Genomic DNA, 20999 nt, shown 5'->3' on the forward strand with positions numbered 1-20999 from the left:
AAAATCTACAAACCGGAACTTATCCAGCCTGTGCCGTGACTCGGTATACTCAAACAGCGCAGCATTCTTCAAATGAACATAATTTCTCACGACCACCACATGATCGTACTCATCCAGATCAAGATACCTGCGATCTTCCTCCTTACACTCTTCAACGATGATTTCTTTTTTGGCAAAATCAATCGGCAGTCCGAGTTTGCTCTCTAAATACTCATAGATCGAATTCTCGCAGATTTCCTTTGTCAGCAGGGGAACCTCCGACTTCAGGAAGTAAGACTTATCCAAAATGATCCTTTCACCCTGAATCCTGCGGGAACGGACGACATTCCAGATTTCAGTATCGTCTGATACATCAAAAATGGATCCTAAGTGTTTATCAGCATTGATTAGCCCGAACTCGTGCACCGTCGTTTCGATGTCATCACGACCCATTGAGGTCTGAAGTTCCTTGAAACTCACGAGCCCGGAAATCGGAAAATCCATGCGCGATACGTCAAGGACAAGGGATCCTTTGCCGCGCAGCTTTTGAATCAGTCCTTTTTGAGCCAGCAGAGTAAGCGCTTTCCTAATAGTTTCCCGGGATGTAGAGTATATCAATGTAAGTTCATTCTCTGACGGAAGGATTGAATTCGTCTTGTACGTGCCATCTTGTATTTTTTCAGACAGATCTTCAAAGATTTGTTTGTATTTATTGCTTTTCGTCATTAGTATCACCATCAATTATTTTACCATAATAACGCCGGAATATGAGATTGAACTTGAGTGTTGTGAATATTTTCAATAGAATGGAGATAGTGCAAATTTTAGAAAAGGGTGAAGGATATTGTCGACACAACATTGGAAGAAAATCATGCTCGGAATCGGAATGAGTACACTGTTACTGGCTGCATGTGGCGGGGAAGAGGAAGCGAAGAAAGAGAAAAAGGATACAGAAGAGGTACAGGAGAGCGAGAACCCTGAGAATGATCCAGCAACAGATGAAGCAGCTTCGCTTACACAGATGACGCAGATCGTGGAAGATGCCGGCGCGCTGAAAGAAGCGGAAGATATTCCTGCCGAGGAAAAGACAGCTATTACAGAAGCCTTTAATCAATATATCGATGCGTTCAACGCGGAGGATTTTGAATCCTACATGAGTGTGATTTCAAAGACACCTGTGAATTTCAAATTCGAAGATGAAGAACGTTATGTGAAACAGATCTTTGATTCAGTTGATTCCAAGCGTACAGTGGAAAACATGAAGATCATCAACTATGCAGGGAAGAAAGCGGATGTTTACGCTGAAATTACAGCTACGACAAAGGATCCAGACGGGGGCAAGGAAGTAACACGTTCAGGTAAGCAGGTTACCGTGTTCCATAAGAAGGAAGAAGGCTGGAAGGTTGCAGCTATATTCTTCCTGGCAAGTGAAGAAGATCAAGAGAATCAAGAATAAACGAAAAATAGACTGCGGAATTTCGCAGTCTATTTTTTATGCGCCAACAGGGCTTGGGGCGCAGGGCATATCGTCCAGGAAGGCAGACAGCGCCTTCTTGGCGATTCAACTTAGTGCAATGACAACTGAATAAAGCCCTTCATCATTTCTTATGTATACTATTTTTTTGTTTAGAATATAGGTTGAATAATTCATCTAGTTCCTGACTCAGCTTGATCGTCACAGGATGGGTGAAGCCATTTACAAGAGCGAAGGATTGGAGCTCTGAACGCTTTTTTTCCATTTCATAAAGTATGTTACGCAATTTGGTGGATTGCATATCATCCCTCCTCTTGAATCTGTGTCTATATTATGACATATTTCTCGGGAAATGTGTCATATTTTCAAGAATTTTCTTTACAGTTTTTTGTATGGTTTGTTTTATTGGAAAAATAAGTCCGATAGAAAAAGGTACCCGCAAAATGCAGGTACCGCACATATTATTTAGTCAACCGGAACACAACAGACTCATAAGGCCGTAATGTGAAATTCGGGTAATGATTCGCTGTGTCCTTATAATTCGATAACAGAACCTCACTTGACCAGCCATCCACTTCCACTTTTTCAGGGAGTGCGAACTCGCTGTCTTTTCCATAGAAATTATTAACCACCAGCAGTTTTTCACCATCGCCATTTCGAACGTACGCGAAAATCTCAGGATGATCTTCAAGGATTAATTGATAGTCACCGTGAACGATGATGCTGTATTCTTTGCGCAGGCTGATCAGCTTCTGATAATGATAGAAGACTGATTTCTCATCCGCCATTGCTTGATCCACGTTGATTTCCTTATAGTTCTTCGCAACCGGAATCCAAGGCGTCCCAGAAGTGAATCCGCTGTTTTCCTCTGCGTTCCACTGGACAGGCGTTCTTGAGTTGTCACGGGATTTGTGTCGAAGGATTTCCAGGATTTCTTCTTCTGATTTGCCTTCTTCTTTTAAAATGTTGAAGATATTGATGGACTCGACGTCACGGTATTCATCAATGCTCGTGAATTTTGGGTTGGTCATCCCGATTTCTTCGCCTTGGTAAATGTAAGGCGTGCCCTGCATTATATGGATCGTCGTCGCGAGCATTTTCGCCGACTCATTGCGGTATTTGCCGTCATTGCCATAACGGGATACGATCCGCGGCTGATCATGGTTGCACCAGAAGAGGGCATTCCAGCCGCCGCCTTTGTGCATTTCACGCTGCCAGGTCGACAGGATCCCCTTTAATTTAAGGAAATCAAAGTCTGCAACCGACCATTTCTCTCCGTTCGGATAGTCCACTTTCAGATGGTGGAAATTGAATGTCATGCTGAGCTCGCCGCGTTCAGGATTCGAATACGTGATGCAGTTCTCGATCGTCGTTGAAGACATTTCCCCGACCGTCATGATGTCGTATTGAGAGAAGACTTCATGATTCATTTCCTTCATGTAATCGTGAACTTTCGGGCCATCAGTATAAAATTTGCGTCCGTCTCCAGGAGCGGAAGAACCATCGTCATCCGGGAAGTCCTGATCTTTGGATATGAGATTGATGACGTCCAGCCGGAAGCCGTCGACTCCTTTTTTCAGCCAGAAGTGCATCATGTCGTAAAGCTTTTTACGGACTTCATCGTTTTCCCAGTTGAGGTCAGCCTGTGTAACATCAAAGAGGTGCAGGTAATACTGACCGGTTTCTTCATCGTACTGCCACGCGTTGCCTCCGAATTTTGACTGCCAGTTCGTCGGTTCGGAGCCATCCGGCTTACCGTCTTTCCAGATGTAGAAGTCACGGTATTCGTTGTCTTTTGATTTCCGCGATTCAATGAACCATTGATTTTCAGTGGACGTATGGTTGATGACGATGTCCATGATGATCTTGATGCCGCGGTCATGTGCTTCAGAGAGAAGTTCATCGAAATCTTCCATCGTCCCGTATTCTTCCTGGATAGTAAAGTAGTCGCTGATGTCGTATCCGTTATCTCGCTGAGGGGATTTGTAGATTGGTGTCAGCCAGACGACATCGACCCCAAGCTTCTTCAGATAATCCAGTTTCTCTGTTATTCCTTTGATATCGCCAACGCCGTTTCCGGTCGTGTCGTTAAAACTTTTCGGGTAAATTTGATAGACAACTGAGTTTTTCCACCATGGTTGTTCCATTTTATTAAGCACCTTCCTTAACTTAATTAGAACCACTAATGCCGCTTTTGATTTCCATGGAAGACTTCGCTTTCCGCGGGTAGCCCGTGAGCTTCCTCGTCGCTACGCTCCTGCCGGGTCTCACATCAGCTGCTTTTCCCGCAGGAGTCTTCGTCTTCCACTCCAATCAAAAGCTGGAATCAGCAATAATATAGCAAATTGAAATATTAAAAAACGTATCTCATTTCAGTAATGACTAAGTGCCTCTAAATTAAAAAGAGGGCGGGGTCAGCAAAAGCTTCCGAACCGGAATGTGCCGCTGACCACTGTCGCCCCCTCATTTTAATTTGTATATACAAGTTCGTCTACTCTTATCTCTATTTGTCTATTTAAATTTCTATCAATAACGCTTCAGTATAAGCCGGCTTAGATTACACGACTTTATTCTTACTAAATTTAGACCAAACCATGGTCAATACGAATGGAACGACAATGGCAATGACCATACCGATTGCAAATGGCACCCAATATTCTGCTTTGATGGATAGGATACCAGGCAGTCCGCCGACTCCGATGGAAAATGCTTTTGTCTTTGTCATCGCAAGAAGCACACCGCCGATAGCAGAACCGATCAAAGCACTGATGAATGGATACTTGTAACGGAGGTTCACCCCGAACATTGCCGGTTCCGTAATACCAAGATACGCTGAAATCGCAGAAGTTCCTGCTAATCCGCGAAGTTTCTCGTTTTCTTTCTTAGCAACAAACATCATGGCAAGTGCTGCTGAACCTTGTGCGATATTTGAGATCGCAAGGATTGGCCATAAGAATGTACCCCCGGCATTTGAAACCAATTGTAAATCCACAGCAAGGAAGGTATGGTGCATCCCCGTAATAACCATAACAGCGTAGAGACCGCCGTATAATAAACCGCCTAACCAGGAAACGTGGTCAAATACCCAGATGACGCCGTCTGTTAGCATATTACCGATGAAGAATGTAACAGGACCGATAAGAATGAATGCTGCAAAACCTGTAATAAGAAGGGCAACCGGTGCTACAACTAAAAGCTTGATTGAATCATGGACCCGTTTATCCAGGAATTGTTCTATTTTAGCTAACAATAATGATGCGAATAGAATCGGAAGTACCTGACCTTGATAACCGATCTTGTCTATTTCGAATCCAAATAGATTCCATGTTGGAATTTCTTCCGCTTTCCCGTAGTCCCAGGCGTTCATCAAGTCAGGATGTACAAGAATAAGACCTAAAACGATACCCAGGAGCGGACTGCCGCCGAACCGTTTAACAGCCGACCAACCAATCAATCCAGGCAGGAACACGAAAGCTGTATTGGCAATCAAGTTGATAATACTTGTTAAATCAGCCCATTGCGGATGTACATCGATGACGGATTTCCCATCATAGAAAATATCAGGACCCGTCAGAATATTATTCAGACCCATCAATAAACCGGCCGTTACAATTGCCGGAAGGATCGGAATGAAGATATCGGCCAGCGTCTTAATCGCACGCTGCAACGGATTCAGGTTCTGGGTCGCAGCATCTTTGACATCCTGCTTCGATGCCTGCTCGAGCCCCGTTTCCTCTGCTAAAATTTGATACGCTTTATTTACAAGACCTTGTCCAATCACGACTTGGAACTGACCGTTTGAAGAGAATGAACCCTTGACTATATCAATCTCTTCCAATCTTTCTTTATCCACTTTCTTCTCATCCTTCAGCACTAAACGAAGGCGTGTCACACAATGTGTGGCCGTCTGGATATTCTCCGTACCGCCAAGCGCTTCGATTATCTCGCGAACGGATTCTTTGCTTACACTCATGAAATTCCCTCCCTGGTTTCTCGGGGATCATTTGACCTGGGCCAATTTGATCCCGGAAATGTCGAAAGCTGTCATGTACCCGCTTTCATATCTATTAATGGAATTCCCTTAAATAGTTTGTGGAAAACGTCTCCATATATGCTATTTCAAGCCTTTTGGTTAAAAATAACCGCTTACATCATTAAGGGGTCCTGTTGTATATACAAGATATACTATTATTCTATTCATGTATATACAAGTTGTCAATGAAAAAAGGAGAGCGTTTTCATATTTGCTGATGTGCCAGGCGTAATAGTAGGTTTTTGTGCCTGGAACAGATTGGGTGTATTGTGCCAGGCACAGATTGGGTGTATTGTGCCAGGCACAGACTGCGTGAATTGTGCCAGGCACAGATCGGGTGTGTTGTGCCAGGCACAGATTGAGTGTATTGTGCCAGGAACAGATTGAGTGTATTGTGCCAGGAACAGATTGCGTGAATTGTACCAGGCACAAATCGCATGAATTGTACCAGGCACAGAACCACCGATTTGTACCAAGCACACTCCAACAACTGAACACCAGAATAAAGCAATCGAACCTGACTAAAACCGGGTCAATCGATCCAGACCCAAACCCGTGCAAATGAGCCGCCGCCCCATCCCCCCCCCAACTCCGTCCATTCACCAACCTACTCCCATCACTACATAATCACCACCCAACATGGTAATAGACCCATAAATTACTAAACATAACAATGGTGCGGTTTTCAGGGCTTTTTCTCCAGATTACCCTAAAAGTACTATTAACCTATCAATCTTCTTCTTTCATAATGGAAAAGGTTGAAAATTTTACATGTAGAAGGAGAATTTACTTTTGAAGAAAACGATTATTGCTGTAACTGCTGCTGCTCTAGTCTCGTCACTTGCTGTCTCATCAGCCGATGCTGCCACTTATCGCGTACAATCCGGTGATTCTTTATCGGTGATCGCTTATAAATATGATACGAGCGTTTCGAACTTGAAAAATTGGAACGATCTGACTTCGGATATGATCTATGTGAATCAAGTTTTAGAAGTATCCGCTCCAGCAACTTCTTCAGCTAAGACTTATACTGTGCAATCTGGTGATTATCTTTCAAAGATCGGTCAGAAGTTTGATGTATATGTAGCTGAGTTGAAAAAATGGAATAACCTGACCAGTGATGTCATCCACCCGGGACAAGTCTTGAAGGTATCGGGAACGACATCGCCCGCGCAGCCGGCACCGACAACCGGAACCTATACGGTCCAGTCGGGTGACACTCTGTCCCATATTGCTGTGAAATATGATACAACGGTTTCCCGGATCAAGTCTTGGAATGGGTTAACATCCAACACGATTTATGTTGGTCAAAAGTTGAAAGTCGGCTCTTCCCAGACTGAAGCGCCTTCTTCAAATGTCGTGGATATCGCAGAGCAGTATATCGGTTCGCCATATGCGTGGGGGGGAACATCTCCAAGCGGCTTTGATTGCAGCGGGTTCATTTATTACGTATTCAATCAAGCAGGTACAAGCATTTCACGCACGAATACAGCAGGCTACTACAGCCGTTCAACGGCAACTTCAAACCCGAAGCCAGGCGACCTTGTCTTCTTTAAAAACACATACAAAGCAGGCATCAGCCATATGGGCATCTATGCCGGAAACGGGGAGTTCATCCACGCATCTGACAGCGGTGTGGTTGTGACCAAATTGAGCAATTCTTATTGGTCTCCGAGATTTGCGGGTTATAGAACATTCTAATAGTCGTCGAATTTATATATAAAGCCGGCGTACAGCAATAATGCTGTACGCCGGCTTTTTTTGAGGAAGGACAGAGTTTCCCTTGCGGAAGATCAGCCCTTTCCATTGCCTCTGGAATTATAGATCTTTACTATCCACTTCTTCAGTTGAAATCAAATCAACCATTTTCAACCCGCTGGAGGTGGATGTCACTTTATACTTTCCTTCGAAAGATTTATATTTTCCCGTGTCGTCTTGATAGTGAATGTTGTATTCTTCAAAGGTATAGACGTGGTACGAACCGTCGTCGAGCGGTTCGACCTTTTCGATGTCAATATTGACGAGGTCCTCGGTGATTCCCTTTTCTTCGAGGTAGTCAATATAGTCAGCTACGGTTTTGGAGTAGTCGGAGGGTGAGTCGATATCCCCGGATACAATGGAGAAATCACGCTCATTTATGGCTTGGACGGAAGAAGAGACGTATGATTCTACAAAGGACTCGACTTCGTCTGCATCCTGCTCTTCAGAGATACTGCTGAAAGCGGGTGACGACTCCAGTTGTTTCTTGAGTGCAGCGGCATCGATCTTAATTTCTTCTGCCTTTTCATCCTCGAAGTTCCATGTTAACCCCCAGGAATCGACACTCCATTTATCATTCTTATAAGTTAGCGAATAGCTGTTTTCATAGCTTTGTTTGGAAAGGGATACGGAATCACCGGAGTGGACTGTATCCTCCAGCCATTCTGTTCGTACAGGTAATGTAGAGTACCACGTCCCCTCAATTTCTTCCAGGTACAGGGCATCGATATCGACTTCGATTGCGGAGACGTAACCGAGCTTTTTCCAGTCGTGGCCGGTCATTTCTTCGAATGAAGTTGCGACAAAGTCTGATACATCGTTGGACTCTTCTTTGAGAATGTTTTCATCCTGGAATGCAAGAGCTTTGGACAGGTTGAGGAAATGACGTTTCAACCCTTCCTTTACCTGCTCCTTGTCTTTATCTGATAAGGTCAAGCCTGCAGTCAGTTGATTCTGGTCAATCGGAATGGCTTCAGACTGTATCTTTCCAATCGGCAATTCTTTCTTTAATTGAACGGTCATTGAGCCATCGGTGAGGACTGGACCGATTTCCACGGTTTTATCTTTGCTCACCTTCATTCCGGTGTCCTTGTCGTTGACGAAAACGGAAGATCCTTCAACGTTGGTAGTAACCTGTACATAATCAATCTCGAATAGAAGCTCAGTATTAGTGGGACCTACATGATTGATATCCACTTTCTTCTCCAGTTCCACGAAATCGGATTTCAGGACAGCTTTTACTTTGTAATCACCCGGTATGAACGATCCGATGGTAACCATTTCGTCTTCGACAGCTGCAGGCTTGATTTCTTTCCCGTCGACATAAAAGCGAAGGTCGTTATAATTGGTGTAGATGTTCATCGGGAAAGGCTGCAGGACAAGGTCATAATTGTCAAAGATCAGGAATTTCTTCCCTCTCTTTTCAAGGGTGATGAGTTGTTCAGGATAGCCTGTGTCCGCGCTTGCCTTGACCGACAAACCCCCATCTGATTTCACGTTTTCGTTTAACTTGGCGATGAGTGTTTCTTCAGTACCAGGGTTTTCTTTTAAAAAGTCGACCATCGCCTGCACGTTTTTCTTCGTGATTTTTTGAGAATCTTTCTTTGAGTCAAGTAAGTGGACCAGTTCATCCACATTCCCTTTTTCCAGCTGTTCCTCGAAATTTTCAAGAAGGGCTGCTTTGTCGGTATAGGCTTCACCGACTTTATATAATGAAATACATAGAATCAGCACAAGGATTGCAGACCCGATGATGATTTTGGTCTTTTTGGAAAGGGAAGCAAGCGAAGGCATGGCTGCCGATGATCGGGTCATCGTGGTTCCCTTTGATTCAATCTTGGCCCCGCATCCGTTACAGAACGGGCTGTTTTTATCCATTTTTTGTCCGCAGGATGTACAAAAATTCACATTCATTTCTCCTCTATGTTCATATCCGCTGGAAAAGCTGGCTGCCCCGGGGCAGCCAATCTTTTACGCAGCACGTGATGATTGTTGGGATTCCTGGCGATTTGTCACCATCACACTTATATAAGAAACGCCAAATGCAAGGATGGAGCTGATGATCAGGGTGCCAAATGTAGAGAAGCCAAAAGTGGCACTGAATGCTCCTTCGAAATTCGTGTCGATGGTCAGTTTCGAAATCGATACGATGATGGCGTTGATGACACCGAACGCGGCCGCATACACGGCGAGTTCATTCAGGATGTTTCCGTGAGTGGATTTCCTCAGCCTATTCCCGGCCCAGAAGTGAAGGGCGGCAGGAATGAGGACAAGAACCCAGATCCAATTGATCTCTTCAAACAGCTCAGCAAATTCCTCTTCGTCTTCAGAAGCCTCTGGTCCGCCGAACAGCGAATAACGTGCGTTGACGCTTTCGCCATCCGCCGTCAAATCAAACGTCAACGTCTGGAATTGCGCGACGTTCCACAGGTAGCCTCCTACTTGGCTGCCGATCAGGACATTCCCCGCCGTTTCTTCGGTTTTTAGCTCATCCTGTGAGGAAAGGATGAAATACCCGGCAGCCATCATAAGCGCAAGTCCAATCATGGAATGAAGAATGGCTCTTGAAATCGAAAGCCCGTATCGTTCGTTGGATGTCCGCTGTTCTGCATCCAATGTGAAGAGCGAGCCGATCGTTGTAAAAATAAAGCTGATGACGATGGCATTGAAAATACTTTCAAAGAAAGGGTACTCGGAACCGACCGTAATCGTACCGAGGAAACCGGTCGGATCGTTGATTTCCATGGATACTCCTGCAAATGTGCTGAAGATGCCCGTCACTAAACCATAAACAATAGAGAAGGAAAGATTCCATTTCAATTTTTCAAGAAGCGGTTTATCAGCTTGCTTCCTGTTCATCAAGAATCCTGTAGTGATGAAGACAATGGCAGGTATAAGCAGCAGCAAAAATAGTCCGCTGGTTGTTGAAAGGACACCTTCGAAAATGACAGCACTCGCAAGATAATCAACACTGATCATGTGGCTGATCATGAACACATCAGTAAATGATACTAGCTTGATCCCATCGACGAGGGACCCGAGTTCCGCACGCAGGGTATCTTTCATGAACCCATTGATGGAAGAGCTGATGATGAATGAAATAAGTAATAAGCCGGCAATCGAAATCCCATTCCAAATCGCCAGCCATTTAAGGTTGTCCTTATTGGTCATGGTGGTGATCAATCCTTCAGAGGCACCGTTTCTGACATTGTTCTGCAGGCTCCCCCTGTTCGTCTCTGCATCTCGAATTTCCTTCACTTTGCTCATGGTTTGTCCGCAAGATGTGCAGTACAGGGCATTTCCGTGGTTTTCATGACTGCAGTGGCTGCAGTACCGGTTACTTTCCTGTTGTAAAAGGACATGTTCATGATGTAAGGTCAATGCTTCTCCGTCGTTTACACAATAAAGTGCATCTTCCCTGTTCTTTGTTCCGCAATGTTTACAGTACACTGTTTCAGCTCCTCCTTTCATTCCCTCTATCGGGATACCTTCGTTCCACAGCAGTGGCAGTAGTGTGCATCGGCTGTTAACGGTTCGCTGCAGCTTGCACAGGCATAGCCTGCTCCTGCCACGGGCTCTATGGCTTTTTCGACTTTCGCACCGCAGCCGCCGCAGAATTTAGCATCCAGCTCGTTTGGCGTTTCACAGGATGTGCAGATAGTCACATTTTGATCGGGATGGCTTTTCAATTCCGATATTTTTCTGGAGCCGCCATAAAGGGCGTGATCGAGTTCGGTCAATTTCGAGGTTAATTCGATCAGCTCCTGATCGTGCAGTTCCTGGTTCCTGATTTTTTTGTACACTTTCTGCCCGACTTCAAGCAGGATTTTTGATTTTTTTACAGAGACATCATGGATCTCTTTCTTTATCTTGTTTATTTCTTGTACGGTTTGCAGTTTAAGCTTGCCCTGTTCGATGCCTCCCTGGAACTTGGACAGGCCTTCCCCCAATTTGGATTGTAGATTAGTAGACAATGGCTCGTTCTCCTTTATGGTGTAGTTGAGTAATTTTACTTAGTGCGTTATTCATTGATCTAAATCATATGTATGATGACAGTAAAAATATTCTTTTATAGGTAAAATTACACATAGTCTATTTAACTATGTATTTCCATTGATTTCAATACTTTCTTTCCTCGGATTGTTTTATTATTCAACCATCGTCCGGCGTCAACTCCCAACACGGAGACGATTCTGCAGTGAAGAAATATATGGGAATATAGTAACGGTTTGCTAGATTCAAAGAGGATTCGATCGATAAATAACGAATTGATAGTAAAGAAAGATATGGGGGAGAGATGAGAATGAGCAAGAAACTCGTTTTCGGAATTCTGGGAAGTGTCCTGCTCTTGACGGGGCTGGGCGTTTATATAATGGTGGGAAGCCTTGATGATTCCTCTAAAGGGGCGGGTCCAAGCGAGACTGCTTCGGAAACAAGTGAAGGAGCGGAAACCGCAAGTGTAAAGGAAGGGGCAGGGGATGAAGCTGGATCAAGCAATCCTTTCGAAGAGAATGTGAAAACACCGCTTAGCGAAAACCTGGTCCAGCAATATATTCATGCGATGAGTCATCAGAAAGTAAAGGCGGAAGAAAAGTGGTCATTCTTCAAAATCACAGAGGAACGGATAGATTTTCTCCTAAATCAGCTGGAAGTGAATAACTATGAGCATGACGGTCTGTATAGAGAGATACTAACAAGCTGGAAACAAGGAGACTTTTCCGATGCCGACGGGCAGCACAACGCGGTCTGGGAGCTTCAGGATGGTTCGATCGGGGAAGCGAGTGGAGTGCTGTCTCCTGAAGCTGAGGAAGCGTTTCTTCAGAAACAGAATAAAGAATCAAGATAATAAAGAAACCCTGCTGAGCAATGTCTCAGCAGGGTTTCTTTATTAGACTTCCAGATGGTTCTGCAATGTTTCTTGAATCTCGTTTAGTTCGGCATCAGGAATCACATAATAATAAATTCCGTCTATTTTCGTTCCTGCACCTGTCTTGATCTGGATTTGTTCGATATCCTTGGAAGCGGCTTTGTAATGCTTCTGGATATCCACCATCTCGTCAAACTTTAAATTCGTTTTCACGTTATTACCCAACGCATCAAAGATATCATCATAGTTCCATAAGCTTGACACACTTGCACCTTCACGGATGACACCTTGAATGACTTCGCGCTGGCGCAGCTGGCGTCCGAAGTCTCCACGAGAGTCTTCGTATCTCATTCTTGAGAAAGCAAGTGCTTCTTTACCACTTAAAGTAAGCTTGCCTTCATCGAAAGAAAATCCACCGTAGCTGAAATTCAAGTCATTATTAACTGTAACGCCGCCAACGGCATTCACAATTTCTTCAAAGCCTTCCATATTGACTTGAACATAATAGTCAACCGGAATATCAAGCAGTCCTTCAACCGTATCCATAGCCATTTCGACTCCGCCAAAGGCATACGCATGGTTGATTTTGTCTCTTGTACCGTGACCGACAATATCCGTTAATGTATCGCGGGGGATACTGATCATTTTCACGGATTTCACCTCAGGATTTACCGTCAGAACAATCATTGAATCAGAACGCCCTTTGTCGTTCTTCCGTTCATCCACACCCATTAACAATACGGAGAACGGTTCTCTATCTTTAAATTCCACTTCTTTCGTCCGTTTGGAAGAAATATCGCGTTCAATTGGTGTATGCATCGTCTCGACTGCTTTATTCAAAGAGTGATAAATACTGTATCCATAGACTCCGCCGGCTGCAACTAATATTAATAGAATGATCCCGACAACTTTTGGCCACTTGCGTTTCTTTCCACTTTTATGCTTATCCATTCTCATCTTTATTCCCTCACCTTTATCTAAACCTAATCCCTAACATATCAGATTTGGGACAAGTTGAATAGATGGTATTTACAATTTTTATCAGTGGATTATTCACTGACGAAATAGTCGATCAGTTGGTCTGCCCATATTTCATGCCCTCTATCATTCGGTGTATCCTGTGATTCGATTAAGTAATCCGCCAGCTCATTTTCTTCCGGCCATCCCGTCCAGTGATCAATGTAGGGAATCCCTTCTTCAGCTGCGAATTCTTCAAGGGATTCAATCTGCTCGGGATAGTAAGTGGCTCCCGCTAACGGATGGGGCGGCTGAAGTAAAAGAACACTTTTCCCATTCATTTCATTCAACCGATTCTCAAACATTAAGATACTTTCGTGGTTCTGCACGGTTCCGACACTGTTGGAATTGTCGACTAATGAGAATGGTTCGAATAGAACGAGGTCTGGTTCAAAGGAGATGACCTCATCACTTTCTGCGCCATTAATAAAGTCAATCGAAGTCAGATCATATTGAAACAATTGGACATCGATATGGTCGCCATAATTTGTACCGAGTGCTTCCATTAATTGAGGAGCCCAACCGTTTTCGTCGAGCCCCATAGCGTTTGATCCGACAACGGCCATCTTGAATGGTTCGCCTTCTTCTAATAAGGAAATAAACCTTTGTTGAGCGTCCTCGGGCCAGTTAGAGATCAACGTTTGAACATCCACGTCCTCCTCCGACTGAGCTGACTCTGTTTCCACTTCGTCTTTTACTTGTTCTTCTTCTTTCTTTTCGTCTTCAGCCACCTCGCTATTTACAGTTTCGGTACCGGCTGTGTCAGAAGTGGCAGAAATGGAGGTTCTTTCCTTCCAGTACATATTGCCGAGAAACAGAAAGGCTGCACAACTGATAGCTAAGATTGTGATTAAAAAACTCTTCATTACAATTTCCTCCCTAATAGGTAAATATAGACAAGAAAAAATATCCAATTAAGTATAATGCCTTTTCAAATGACAATATTTGTAGTTTAATAGTATAAGTGCCTGAATATTACAGTTTAATTAAAATTATGACAACAAATGATAAAAAACACAACAAAATTTGCTATTATTTTACTTATTTTATTAGGAGGACATTATGGAAGAAACAATCAGTTTGCGTGAGTTGATGGAGACGCTGAAGAAAAGAATGCAATTGATCTTGTTGATTACCTTAACGGCTGTAATCGTAAGCGGAGGGGTAAGTTTTTTTCTTTTAACGCCTGTTTACCAATCATCTACGCAGCTTCTCGTCAATCAATCAAAGTCTGATCAACCGGCTTATAATATAGGAGAAATTCAAACGAACCTGCAATTGATCAATACGTACAACGTCATCATGAAAAGTCCGGCTATATTGGAAAAAGTGATTTCCGGCCTTGACTTAAACATGACAGCCGCACAATTAAATAAAAAAATGACGGTTGCAAGCGAAAAAGATTCGCAGGTCATCAATCTGTCTGTGCAGGACACAGACCCGAAAAAAGCAGCGGCAATCGCGAATAAAACGGCGGACGTATTCCAGGAAGAAATCGTCAAAATTATGAACGTTGATAACGTCAGTGTGCTTGCGAAAGCGGAAGTCGGGGAAGATACTTCACCGATCAAACCGAAGCCGCTCCTTAATATTGCGATTGCAATGGTCGTCGGATTGATGGCTGGTGTCGGTATTGCGTTCTTATTGGAATTCCTGGATAACACGATTGAAACAGAACAGGAAGTGGAGAAACTTCTCGGTCTGCCAGTACTCGGCTCCATCACAAGAATCAAGGATCAAGAAGAGAAGGCGAAGAGCCGTTCACAACAACGTAAATCAAGAGTGAGAGGTGAGACAATTGGCTCTTAATAAGAAAAAAGTAAAGCAAATGATGAACACGAAACGTAAGCTGATTACCAAAACGGATCCGATGTCACCGATCTCTGAACAATATAAAACCATCCGTACGAATATTAACTTTTCATTTGTTGATGAAGAATTGAAAGCCTTAATGGTTACTTCATCAGGTCCGGGGGAAGGGAAATCCACCACATCTGCTAACCTCGGAGTAGTATTTGCCCAAGAAGGCAAGAAAGTTCTATTAGTTGATGCAGATATGCGCAAACCGACGGCTCATTATACTTTCGGCCTCAACAATACATATGGACTGACCAGTGTATTAACCAGACAGAAACCATTATCAGAGGTAACTCATGCTTCTGATGTCGAGAATCTGCACCTGTTAACATGCGGTCCGATTCCTCCCAATCCGGCAGAACTGTTAAGTTCAGTTAGAATGGAGTATTTCTTTAAAGAGCTTTATGAGGAATATGATATGGTCATTTTCGATACGCCCCCTGTATTGGCGGTAACGGATGCTCAAGTACTTGCGAATCAGTGCCAAGGAACCATACTTGTGATCAGCTCAGGCACCACAGAAGTGGATAAGGCAGTGAAGTCGAAGGAATTGCTTGATTCAGCGAAAGCAAAACTGGTCGGAGTCGTATTGAATAACCGTGAAATGAAAGACACAGCTTATTATTACTACGGTGGAAACAAATAACAGTAATTCGACAAATTTCACCCCTTTACATTTTTATCCTGTAAGGTAAAATGTATAATGTTGGAGAAATGAGTCGAAAGAACTAAGGGGGAGTCAATATGATTGATATACACAGCCATATCCTGCCGGGAATTGATGACGGGGCCAAGACCATTCAAGATAGTATCAGCATGGCGAAGAAAGCAGTATCAGAAGGCATTCATACCATCATCGCGACTCCTCACCATATGAACGGAAAATATGAAAATAGCAAGTCTGATATCCTGCCTCTTGTTTCCTCGCTAAATGCGACATTGAAGGAAGAGAAAATAAATCTGGAAGTTCTTCCAGGTCAAGAATCCCGAATTTACGGTGATATTCTGGAAGATTATCAAAAAGGTGAGATTCTGCCGATAAACCAAGATTCTCAATACTTGTTTATCGAATTCCCTTCTAGTTCTGTTCCGAGATATTCTGAACGTTTATTGTATGAAATTCAAGTTCAAGGGCTGACACCGGTCATCGTTCATCCGGAACGAAATGCAGAACTTATTGAGCGGCCAGACAAGCTTTACAGGTTAGTCAAAAATGGAGCTGCGACTCAAGTAACAGCCTCCAGCCTGGTCGGCTACTTCGGAAAGAATATTCAAAAGTTCTCACAGCAGATCATCGAAGCAAACCTGACCCATTTCATCGCCTCGGACGCACACAACGTAGACAACCGCTCATTCAAAATGGAAGAAGCGATGGACTATATAGAGAAAAAATACGGGATAGACTGTGTGTACTACTTTACGGAAAATGCCGAAATGGTAGTTGAAAACAAAACGATCTATAAAGAAATTCCCGAAGAAATCAAAAAGAAAAAATTCCTCGGAATCTTCTAGGTTAACAAAATTTTCAATAGGGTCCTAAGGTACTATTGTCGTTGGGAGTCATTATGATGAAATAAACATGACAACAGTAGATATTTTGGGAATGTCTCCTAACCACTATCAACGGAGGCACTCGGTCACGCCGTGGGTGAAGAAGATCCTTTACCTTAGACGCTTGTCGTCGGTGGCGGGATGTGAGGAAGGGTTGGATGCCCATATTATTTATTATTTAAGAATTTATGAAAAGAAAAACAATGAAAGCGCTTCACGAGTGACTCTTCTATACATAGGACGTTTTGTTACTTCAAAAAGAAATGGAGGAAGAATGAGTAGTTTTGAATTAATGCCGAAAAGCATCAAAAAAGCCGTTCGCTACATCTATCAGGACGCACCTGATGAACATTTGAAAGAAATTCAAAAACTTGTAAATCAAGCGATCAACCAAAGGTTAGAAAAAATAGAGAAATAAACTAAATGCCTAAGGAAAGGGTAGGGTAGCCCAACATACATTTTCCTTAGGTATTTATTATGTCGTAAACAATACTAGTTAAACAAAATACAAGTAAAGAAGGGATCAATTTTGAGTTATACGAAACGTGTTTCGCTGCTGATGCTGCTGGATTCCATTATTGTGCTCACAGCCATTTATGTCGGTTATTATATTCTTCTGGCACAGTTCAGCATCTATACACTGCCGACCTTGATCATTAGTTCAATCGCACTGCTGGCAAGCCATCATCTGTTCGCGTTCATCTACAGACTCTATCAGAAAGCATGGGAGTATGCGAGTGTGGGAGAAATGATGGCCATTATCCGGGCGGTCACCTTCTCAATTCTTGTTACAGGGGCAGTTCAGTTGATTGTGAATGGCAATGTGTATACAAGAGTATTGCTGGTCACCTGGATGCTTCATGTCATCCTGATCGGCGGTTCGCGTTTTTCTTGGAGAATGTTCAGAGATTACTATATGAAGAACAAAACTGAGAAGAAGAGGGCACTTATCATTGGTGCAGGTTCAGCGGGTTCAATGCTGGTCAGACAATTAATGAAAAGCCATGACACAGACTTGGAAGCGATCGGCTTCATTGATGATGATGCCAAGAAACAAAAGCTGCAGATATATGGTGTCACCGTACTTGGGGGGACAAAGGATATCCCTTCTATTGTAGAAAAATATCAAATAGAAAATATCATTATCGCTATTCCTTCGCTTAGAAAAGGTCAGCTGCAGGAAGTGTATCAAGAGTGCAGCAAAACGACAGCTAAAACACAAATCATGCCGATGATTGAAGACATCGTATCAGGCAAAGTGTCGGTCAATCAGTTCCGTGATGTACAAGTGGAAGATTTGCTTGGACGTGAACCGGTTGAGTTAGACATCAAGAGCATTTCAGAAAAATTGAGCGGTAAGACAATCCTCGTAACCGGTGCAGGGGGATCAATCGGATCAGAGATATGCCGGCAGGTGAGTAAGTTCAAACCTAAGAAACTCTTGTTATTAGGTCACGGAGAAAACTCCATCTATACAATTGATATGGAGCTACGTAACAAACATAGGGATGAATTCACAATCGTTCCTGTCATAGCAGACATTCAAGACAAGGAACGTATCTTCGAAGTGATGGAAGTGCACGAACCCGATGTTGTTTATCATGCTGCAGCACATAAGCATGTTCCTCTTATGGAGTATAACCCGAAGGAAGCAGTAAAGAACAATGTCATTGGAACGAAAAATGTAGCAGAAGCAGCTGACACTTTCGGAGTCAGTACATTCGTCCTTGTCTCCTCGGATAAAGCAGTCAATCCCACAAATGTGATGGGATCGACCAAACGGATTGCGGAAATGGTCGTTCAAACGCTAGACAAAAACAGCCGTACGAACTTCGTAGCTGTACGGTTCGGAAATGTACTCGGAAGCCGCGGCTCGGTCATTCCGTTATTTAAAAAGCAGATCCAGGCAGGCGGCCCGGTGACGGTTACGCATCCGGATATGACCAGGTACTTCATGACAATTCCGGAAGCTTCAAGGCTAGTTATGCAGGCGGGAGCGCTGGCTCGCGGAGGAGAAATCTTCGTGCTTGACATGGGTGAACCGGTCAAAATCGTGGATCTCGCCAAGAACCTCATCAAACTGTCCGGTTACACGATTGAAGAAATCGGTATTAAATATGCGGGAATCAGACCAGGAGAGAAGATGTATGAAGAACTCCTGGGAGAGAATGAAGTACACGGCAAAGCAATCTTTCCTAAAATCTTTATTGGGAAGACAGTGGAGTTTGACTATAAACGCGTTACAAACCTGGTTGAAAACCATGGTGAATTTGAACTGACCTATTTGTCACAGTATGTTCTGGATTTAGCGAATAAAAAAGAACAGGTATTAATGACCAATGCAAATTAAGAAGGGGGATTTAAATATGCAAAAAGTAAGAAAAGCGATTATTCCGGCAGCAGGTCTAGGAACACGTTTCCTTCCTGCAACAAAAGCACAACCGAAGGAAATGCTTCCAATCGTTGATAAACCAACAATTCAATACATCATCGAAGAAGCGGTTGCATCCGGCATCGAAGATATCATCATCGTCACCGGGCGAGGAAAGCGTGCAATCGAAGATCACTTTGATAAATCCTATGAGCTGGAAGAGACTCTGGCAAAAAAAGGGAAGTACGATATACTCCAGGAAGTACAAGGGATTTCTAAGCTGGCAAACATCCATTACATCCGCCAGAAAGAGCCGCTTGGTTTGGGACACGCCATTTCATGTGCGAGCCGGTTCATCGGGGACGAGCCGTTTGCGGTTCTTCTTGGTGACGACGTTGTTCATTCTCCAGAGACACCTTGCCTGAAACAACTGGTTGAAGTGTATGAGCGATATAACTCTTCTGTTATCGGAGTTCAGGAAGTCCCTGAACAGGAAGTATCAAAATACGGCGTCATTTCTATTAATCAGAACGGCATAGACAACGGCGTCTTTCATATTAATGATCTGGTGGAAAAACCTAAGGTGGAAGAGGCACCTTCAAACTATGCGATTATGGGACGATATGTACTGCGACCAGAGATCTTTGAGATCCTTGATAAAATCAAACCGGGTGCAGGGAATGAAATTCAACTGACTGATGCGATTAAGAAGCTAAATGAGCAGCAGATGGTAGTTGGATATGAGTTTAAAGGTGAGAGACATGATGTTGGAGATAAGTTTGGGTTTGTTAAGGCTACGGTGGAGTTTGCGCTTGAACGGGAAGATCTCCGTGAACAAGTACTTCAATATCTTACTAATGTTTTGGTGAAAGAAGAAGTATCACAGTAATAGATATAGGTAGGTGCTGAACCTTCAATTCAGCACCTATCTTCATGTATATGATTCAGTAGTTTATTAGTTAGTATGAATAAGAACATTCTACTAAGTAATAAGCAACTGACTTAATAAACGGAAGGAAGAGTTGAATCATGGGAGACAGAATATTTCTATCATCACCCCATATGAGTGATGAAGGCTATGAAATGCAATATGTACAAGAAGCGTTTGATACTAACTGGATTGCTCCTCTCGGGACAAACGTAAATGAATTTGAAAAAGAACTGGCAGAGAAAGTCGGTTCCAAAGCGGCTGCCGCATTATCTTCAGGGACGGGGGCCATCCATCTGGCATTAAGGGCGGCAGGTGTTGACGAGGGGGATATTGTATTCTGTCCAACTCTGACTTTCTCAGCAACAGCTAATCCAATCATTTATCAAAACGCCACTCCCGTTTTTGTTGATAGTAATGAAGAAACGTGGAATTTGTGCCCTAAAGCTTTAGAAGAAGCTTTTGAGAAGTATCCAGAAGTTAAAGCAGTGATCGTGGTCCATCTTTATGGTCTTTCTGCAAATATGGATAAGATTATGGAAATATGCAGGAGACATAATGTAGCAGTTATTGAAGATGCTGCAGAGTCATTAGGTGGTTACTACAAAGGACAGCATACGGGAACGTTCGGTGATTACGGCGTCTTCTCTTTTAATGGAAATAAAATCATTACCACTTCCGGCGGCGGAATGCTTGTTTCAAATAATGAAGAGAAAGTATCCAAGGTCAGATTCTGGGCCACCCAATCAAGAGATCAAGCGAGGCATTATCAGCATAGTGAATTAGGCTTCAACTACAGAATGAGTAATGTTGTTGCTGGGATCGGCAGGGGCCAACTTAAGGTCTTAGAGGAAAGAGTAGAAAAGAAGAGATATATTTTCGAATTTTATAAAAGAGAGCTGGAAGCTCATAATGGTGTAGAATTCATGCCCGTTAATGATTGGGATAAGCCGAACTATTGGTTGAGTGCAATGACACTAAGTGGTCATGTCAGGCCAATTGATGTAATGGAAGCTCTTGAAAAAGAAAATATTGAATCGAGACCGGTGTGGAAGCCAATGCATCTGCAGCCTTTCTTTGAGAAGTACGATTTTGTCGGAACAGATGTTTCTGAGACACTGTTTGAAAATGGTATTTGTTTGCCTTCTGATACGAAGATGACGG

Annotated in this window: 19 protein-coding genes; 10 read left to right on the forward strand and 9 right to left on the reverse strand. The window is 43.3% G+C overall.

Annotated elements, in window-relative coordinates; translation table 11 throughout:
• Window positions 1-705: trehalose operon repressor (gene treR / locus HP456_RS06620; RefSeq protein WP_246288820.1), on the reverse strand; the 705-nt coding region annotated here is incomplete at its 3' end.
• A 118-nt stretch (window positions 706-823) separates the two neighbouring features.
• On the opposite strand from treR, the gene HP456_RS06625 reads away from it, so the two are divergent.
• The gene (locus HP456_RS06625) at window positions 824-1435 is read left to right on the forward strand and encodes a DUF4440 domain-containing protein (protein WP_172249322.1); all 612 of its coding nucleotides are present in this window, start codon (window positions 824-826) and stop codon (window positions 1433-1435) included.
• 142 nt (window positions 1436-1577) lie between these two features.
• On the opposite strand, the gene HP456_RS06630 is transcribed toward HP456_RS06625, so the two are convergent.
• The 3 genes from HP456_RS06630 to treP all read right to left on the reverse strand — a co-directional run bounded on the left by HP456_RS06630 (window position 1578) and on the right by treP (window position 5426).
• Complete coding sequence (locus tag HP456_RS06630; protein ID WP_172249324.1) at window positions 1578-1754, reverse strand: aspartyl-phosphate phosphatase Spo0E family protein; 177 nt, start codon at window positions 1752-1754, stop codon at window positions 1578-1580.
• Window positions 1755-1914: 160 nt separating this feature from the next.
• Window positions 1915-3600, reverse strand: a complete 1686-nt coding sequence (gene treC / locus HP456_RS06635) for an alpha,alpha-phosphotrehalase (RefSeq protein ID WP_172249326.1) — start codon at window positions 3598-3600, stop codon at window positions 1915-1917.
• Window positions 3601-4010: 410 nt separating this feature from the next.
• Window positions 4011-5426 (reverse strand): PTS system trehalose-specific EIIBC component, encoded by a 1416-nt coding sequence (treP, locus tag HP456_RS06640; protein ID WP_172249328.1) that lies wholly within the window; start codon window positions 5424-5426, stop codon window positions 4011-4013.
• An 852-nt stretch (window positions 5427-6278) separates the two neighbouring features.
• Here treP and HP456_RS06645 point away from each other — a divergent pair.
• The gene (locus tag HP456_RS06645; RefSeq protein ID WP_172249330.1) at window positions 6279-7187 is read left to right on the forward strand and encodes a C40 family peptidase; all 909 of its coding nucleotides are present in this window, start codon (window positions 6279-6281) and stop codon (window positions 7185-7187) included.
• 117 nt (window positions 7188-7304) lie between these two features.
• On the opposite strand, the gene HP456_RS06650 is transcribed toward HP456_RS06645, so the two are convergent.
• From HP456_RS06650 to HP456_RS06660, 3 genes are all read right to left on the reverse strand, one after another.
• Window positions 7305-9152 carry a zinc ribbon domain-containing protein YvbJ gene (locus tag HP456_RS06650; protein ID WP_172249332.1) on the reverse strand — a complete coding sequence of 616 codons (1848 nt, stop codon included), beginning with the start codon at window positions 9150-9152 and terminating at the stop codon, window positions 7305-7307.
• Window positions 9153-9215: 63 nt separating this feature from the next.
• A complete protein-coding gene (locus HP456_RS06655) occupies window positions 9216-10694 on the reverse strand; it encodes a zinc ribbon domain-containing protein (protein WP_172249334.1) in 1479 nt (492 codons plus the stop codon).
• Between the two features lie 26 nt (window positions 10695-10720).
• Window positions 10721-11218, reverse strand: coding sequence for a zinc ribbon domain-containing protein (locus HP456_RS06660; protein ID WP_172249336.1), 498 nt, complete (start codon window positions 11216-11218; stop codon window positions 10721-10723).
• Window positions 11219-11547: 329 nt separating this feature from the next.
• Between HP456_RS06660 and HP456_RS06665 the strand changes: the two genes are divergently transcribed.
• Window positions 11548-12090 carry a DUF6241 domain-containing protein gene (locus HP456_RS06665; RefSeq protein WP_172249338.1) on the forward strand — a complete coding sequence of 181 codons (543 nt, stop codon included), beginning with the start codon at window positions 11548-11550 and terminating at the stop codon, window positions 12088-12090.
• A gap of 42 nt (window positions 12091-12132) precedes the next feature.
• On the opposite strand, the gene tagU is transcribed toward HP456_RS06665, so the two are convergent.
• Window positions 12133-13068 carry a polyisoprenyl-teichoic acid--peptidoglycan teichoic acid transferase TagU gene (gene tagU / locus HP456_RS06670; RefSeq protein ID WP_172249339.1) on the reverse strand — a complete coding sequence of 312 codons (936 nt, stop codon included), beginning with the start codon at window positions 13066-13068 and terminating at the stop codon, window positions 12133-12135.
• A gap of 92 nt (window positions 13069-13160) precedes the next feature.
• On the reverse strand, window positions 13161-13994 hold the full coding sequence (locus HP456_RS06675) for an SGNH/GDSL hydrolase family protein (protein WP_172249341.1): 834 nt from the start codon (window positions 13992-13994) through the stop codon (window positions 13161-13163).
• Window positions 13995-14190: 196 nt separating this feature from the next.
• Between HP456_RS06675 and HP456_RS06680 the strand changes: the two genes are divergently transcribed.
• The 7 genes from HP456_RS06680 to HP456_RS06710 all read left to right on the forward strand — a co-directional run.
• Complete coding sequence (locus HP456_RS06680; RefSeq protein WP_172249343.1) at window positions 14191-14937, forward strand: YveK family protein; 747 nt, start codon at window positions 14191-14193, stop codon at window positions 14935-14937.
• A gap of 22 nt (window positions 14938-14959) precedes the next feature.
• Window positions 14960-15631: a CpsD/CapB family tyrosine-protein kinase gene (locus tag HP456_RS06685; protein WP_281357972.1), complete on the forward strand. Its 672-nt coding sequence runs from the start codon at window positions 14960-14962 to the stop codon at window positions 15629-15631.
• A gap of 98 nt (window positions 15632-15729) precedes the next feature.
• Complete coding sequence (locus tag HP456_RS06690) at window positions 15730-16497, forward strand: tyrosine-protein phosphatase (protein WP_172249347.1); 768 nt, start codon at window positions 15730-15732, stop codon at window positions 16495-16497.
• A gap of 67 nt (window positions 16498-16564) precedes the next feature.
• Complete coding sequence (locus HP456_RS06695; protein ID WP_172249318.1) at window positions 16565-16954, forward strand: hypothetical protein; 390 nt, start codon at window positions 16565-16567, stop codon at window positions 16952-16954.
• Between the two features lie 111 nt (window positions 16955-17065).
• Complete coding sequence (locus tag HP456_RS06700; protein WP_172249349.1) at window positions 17066-18886, forward strand: polysaccharide biosynthesis protein; 1821 nt, start codon at window positions 17066-17068, stop codon at window positions 18884-18886.
• A 16-nt stretch (window positions 18887-18902) separates the two neighbouring features.
• On the forward strand, window positions 18903-19796 hold the full coding sequence (galU, locus tag HP456_RS06705) for a UTP--glucose-1-phosphate uridylyltransferase GalU (RefSeq protein ID WP_172249350.1): 894 nt from the start codon (window positions 18903-18905) through the stop codon (window positions 19794-19796).
• Window positions 19797-19936: 140 nt separating this feature from the next.
• On the forward strand, window positions 19937-20999 hold a 1063-nt coding region (locus HP456_RS06710; RefSeq protein WP_172249352.1), incomplete at its 3' end, for a DegT/DnrJ/EryC1/StrS family aminotransferase.

The sequence above is a fragment of the Bacillus haikouensis genome (genome assembly GCF_013179555.1).
Lineage (GTDB): Bacteria > Bacillota > Bacilli > Bacillales > Bacillaceae_B > Rossellomorea > Rossellomorea haikouensis_A.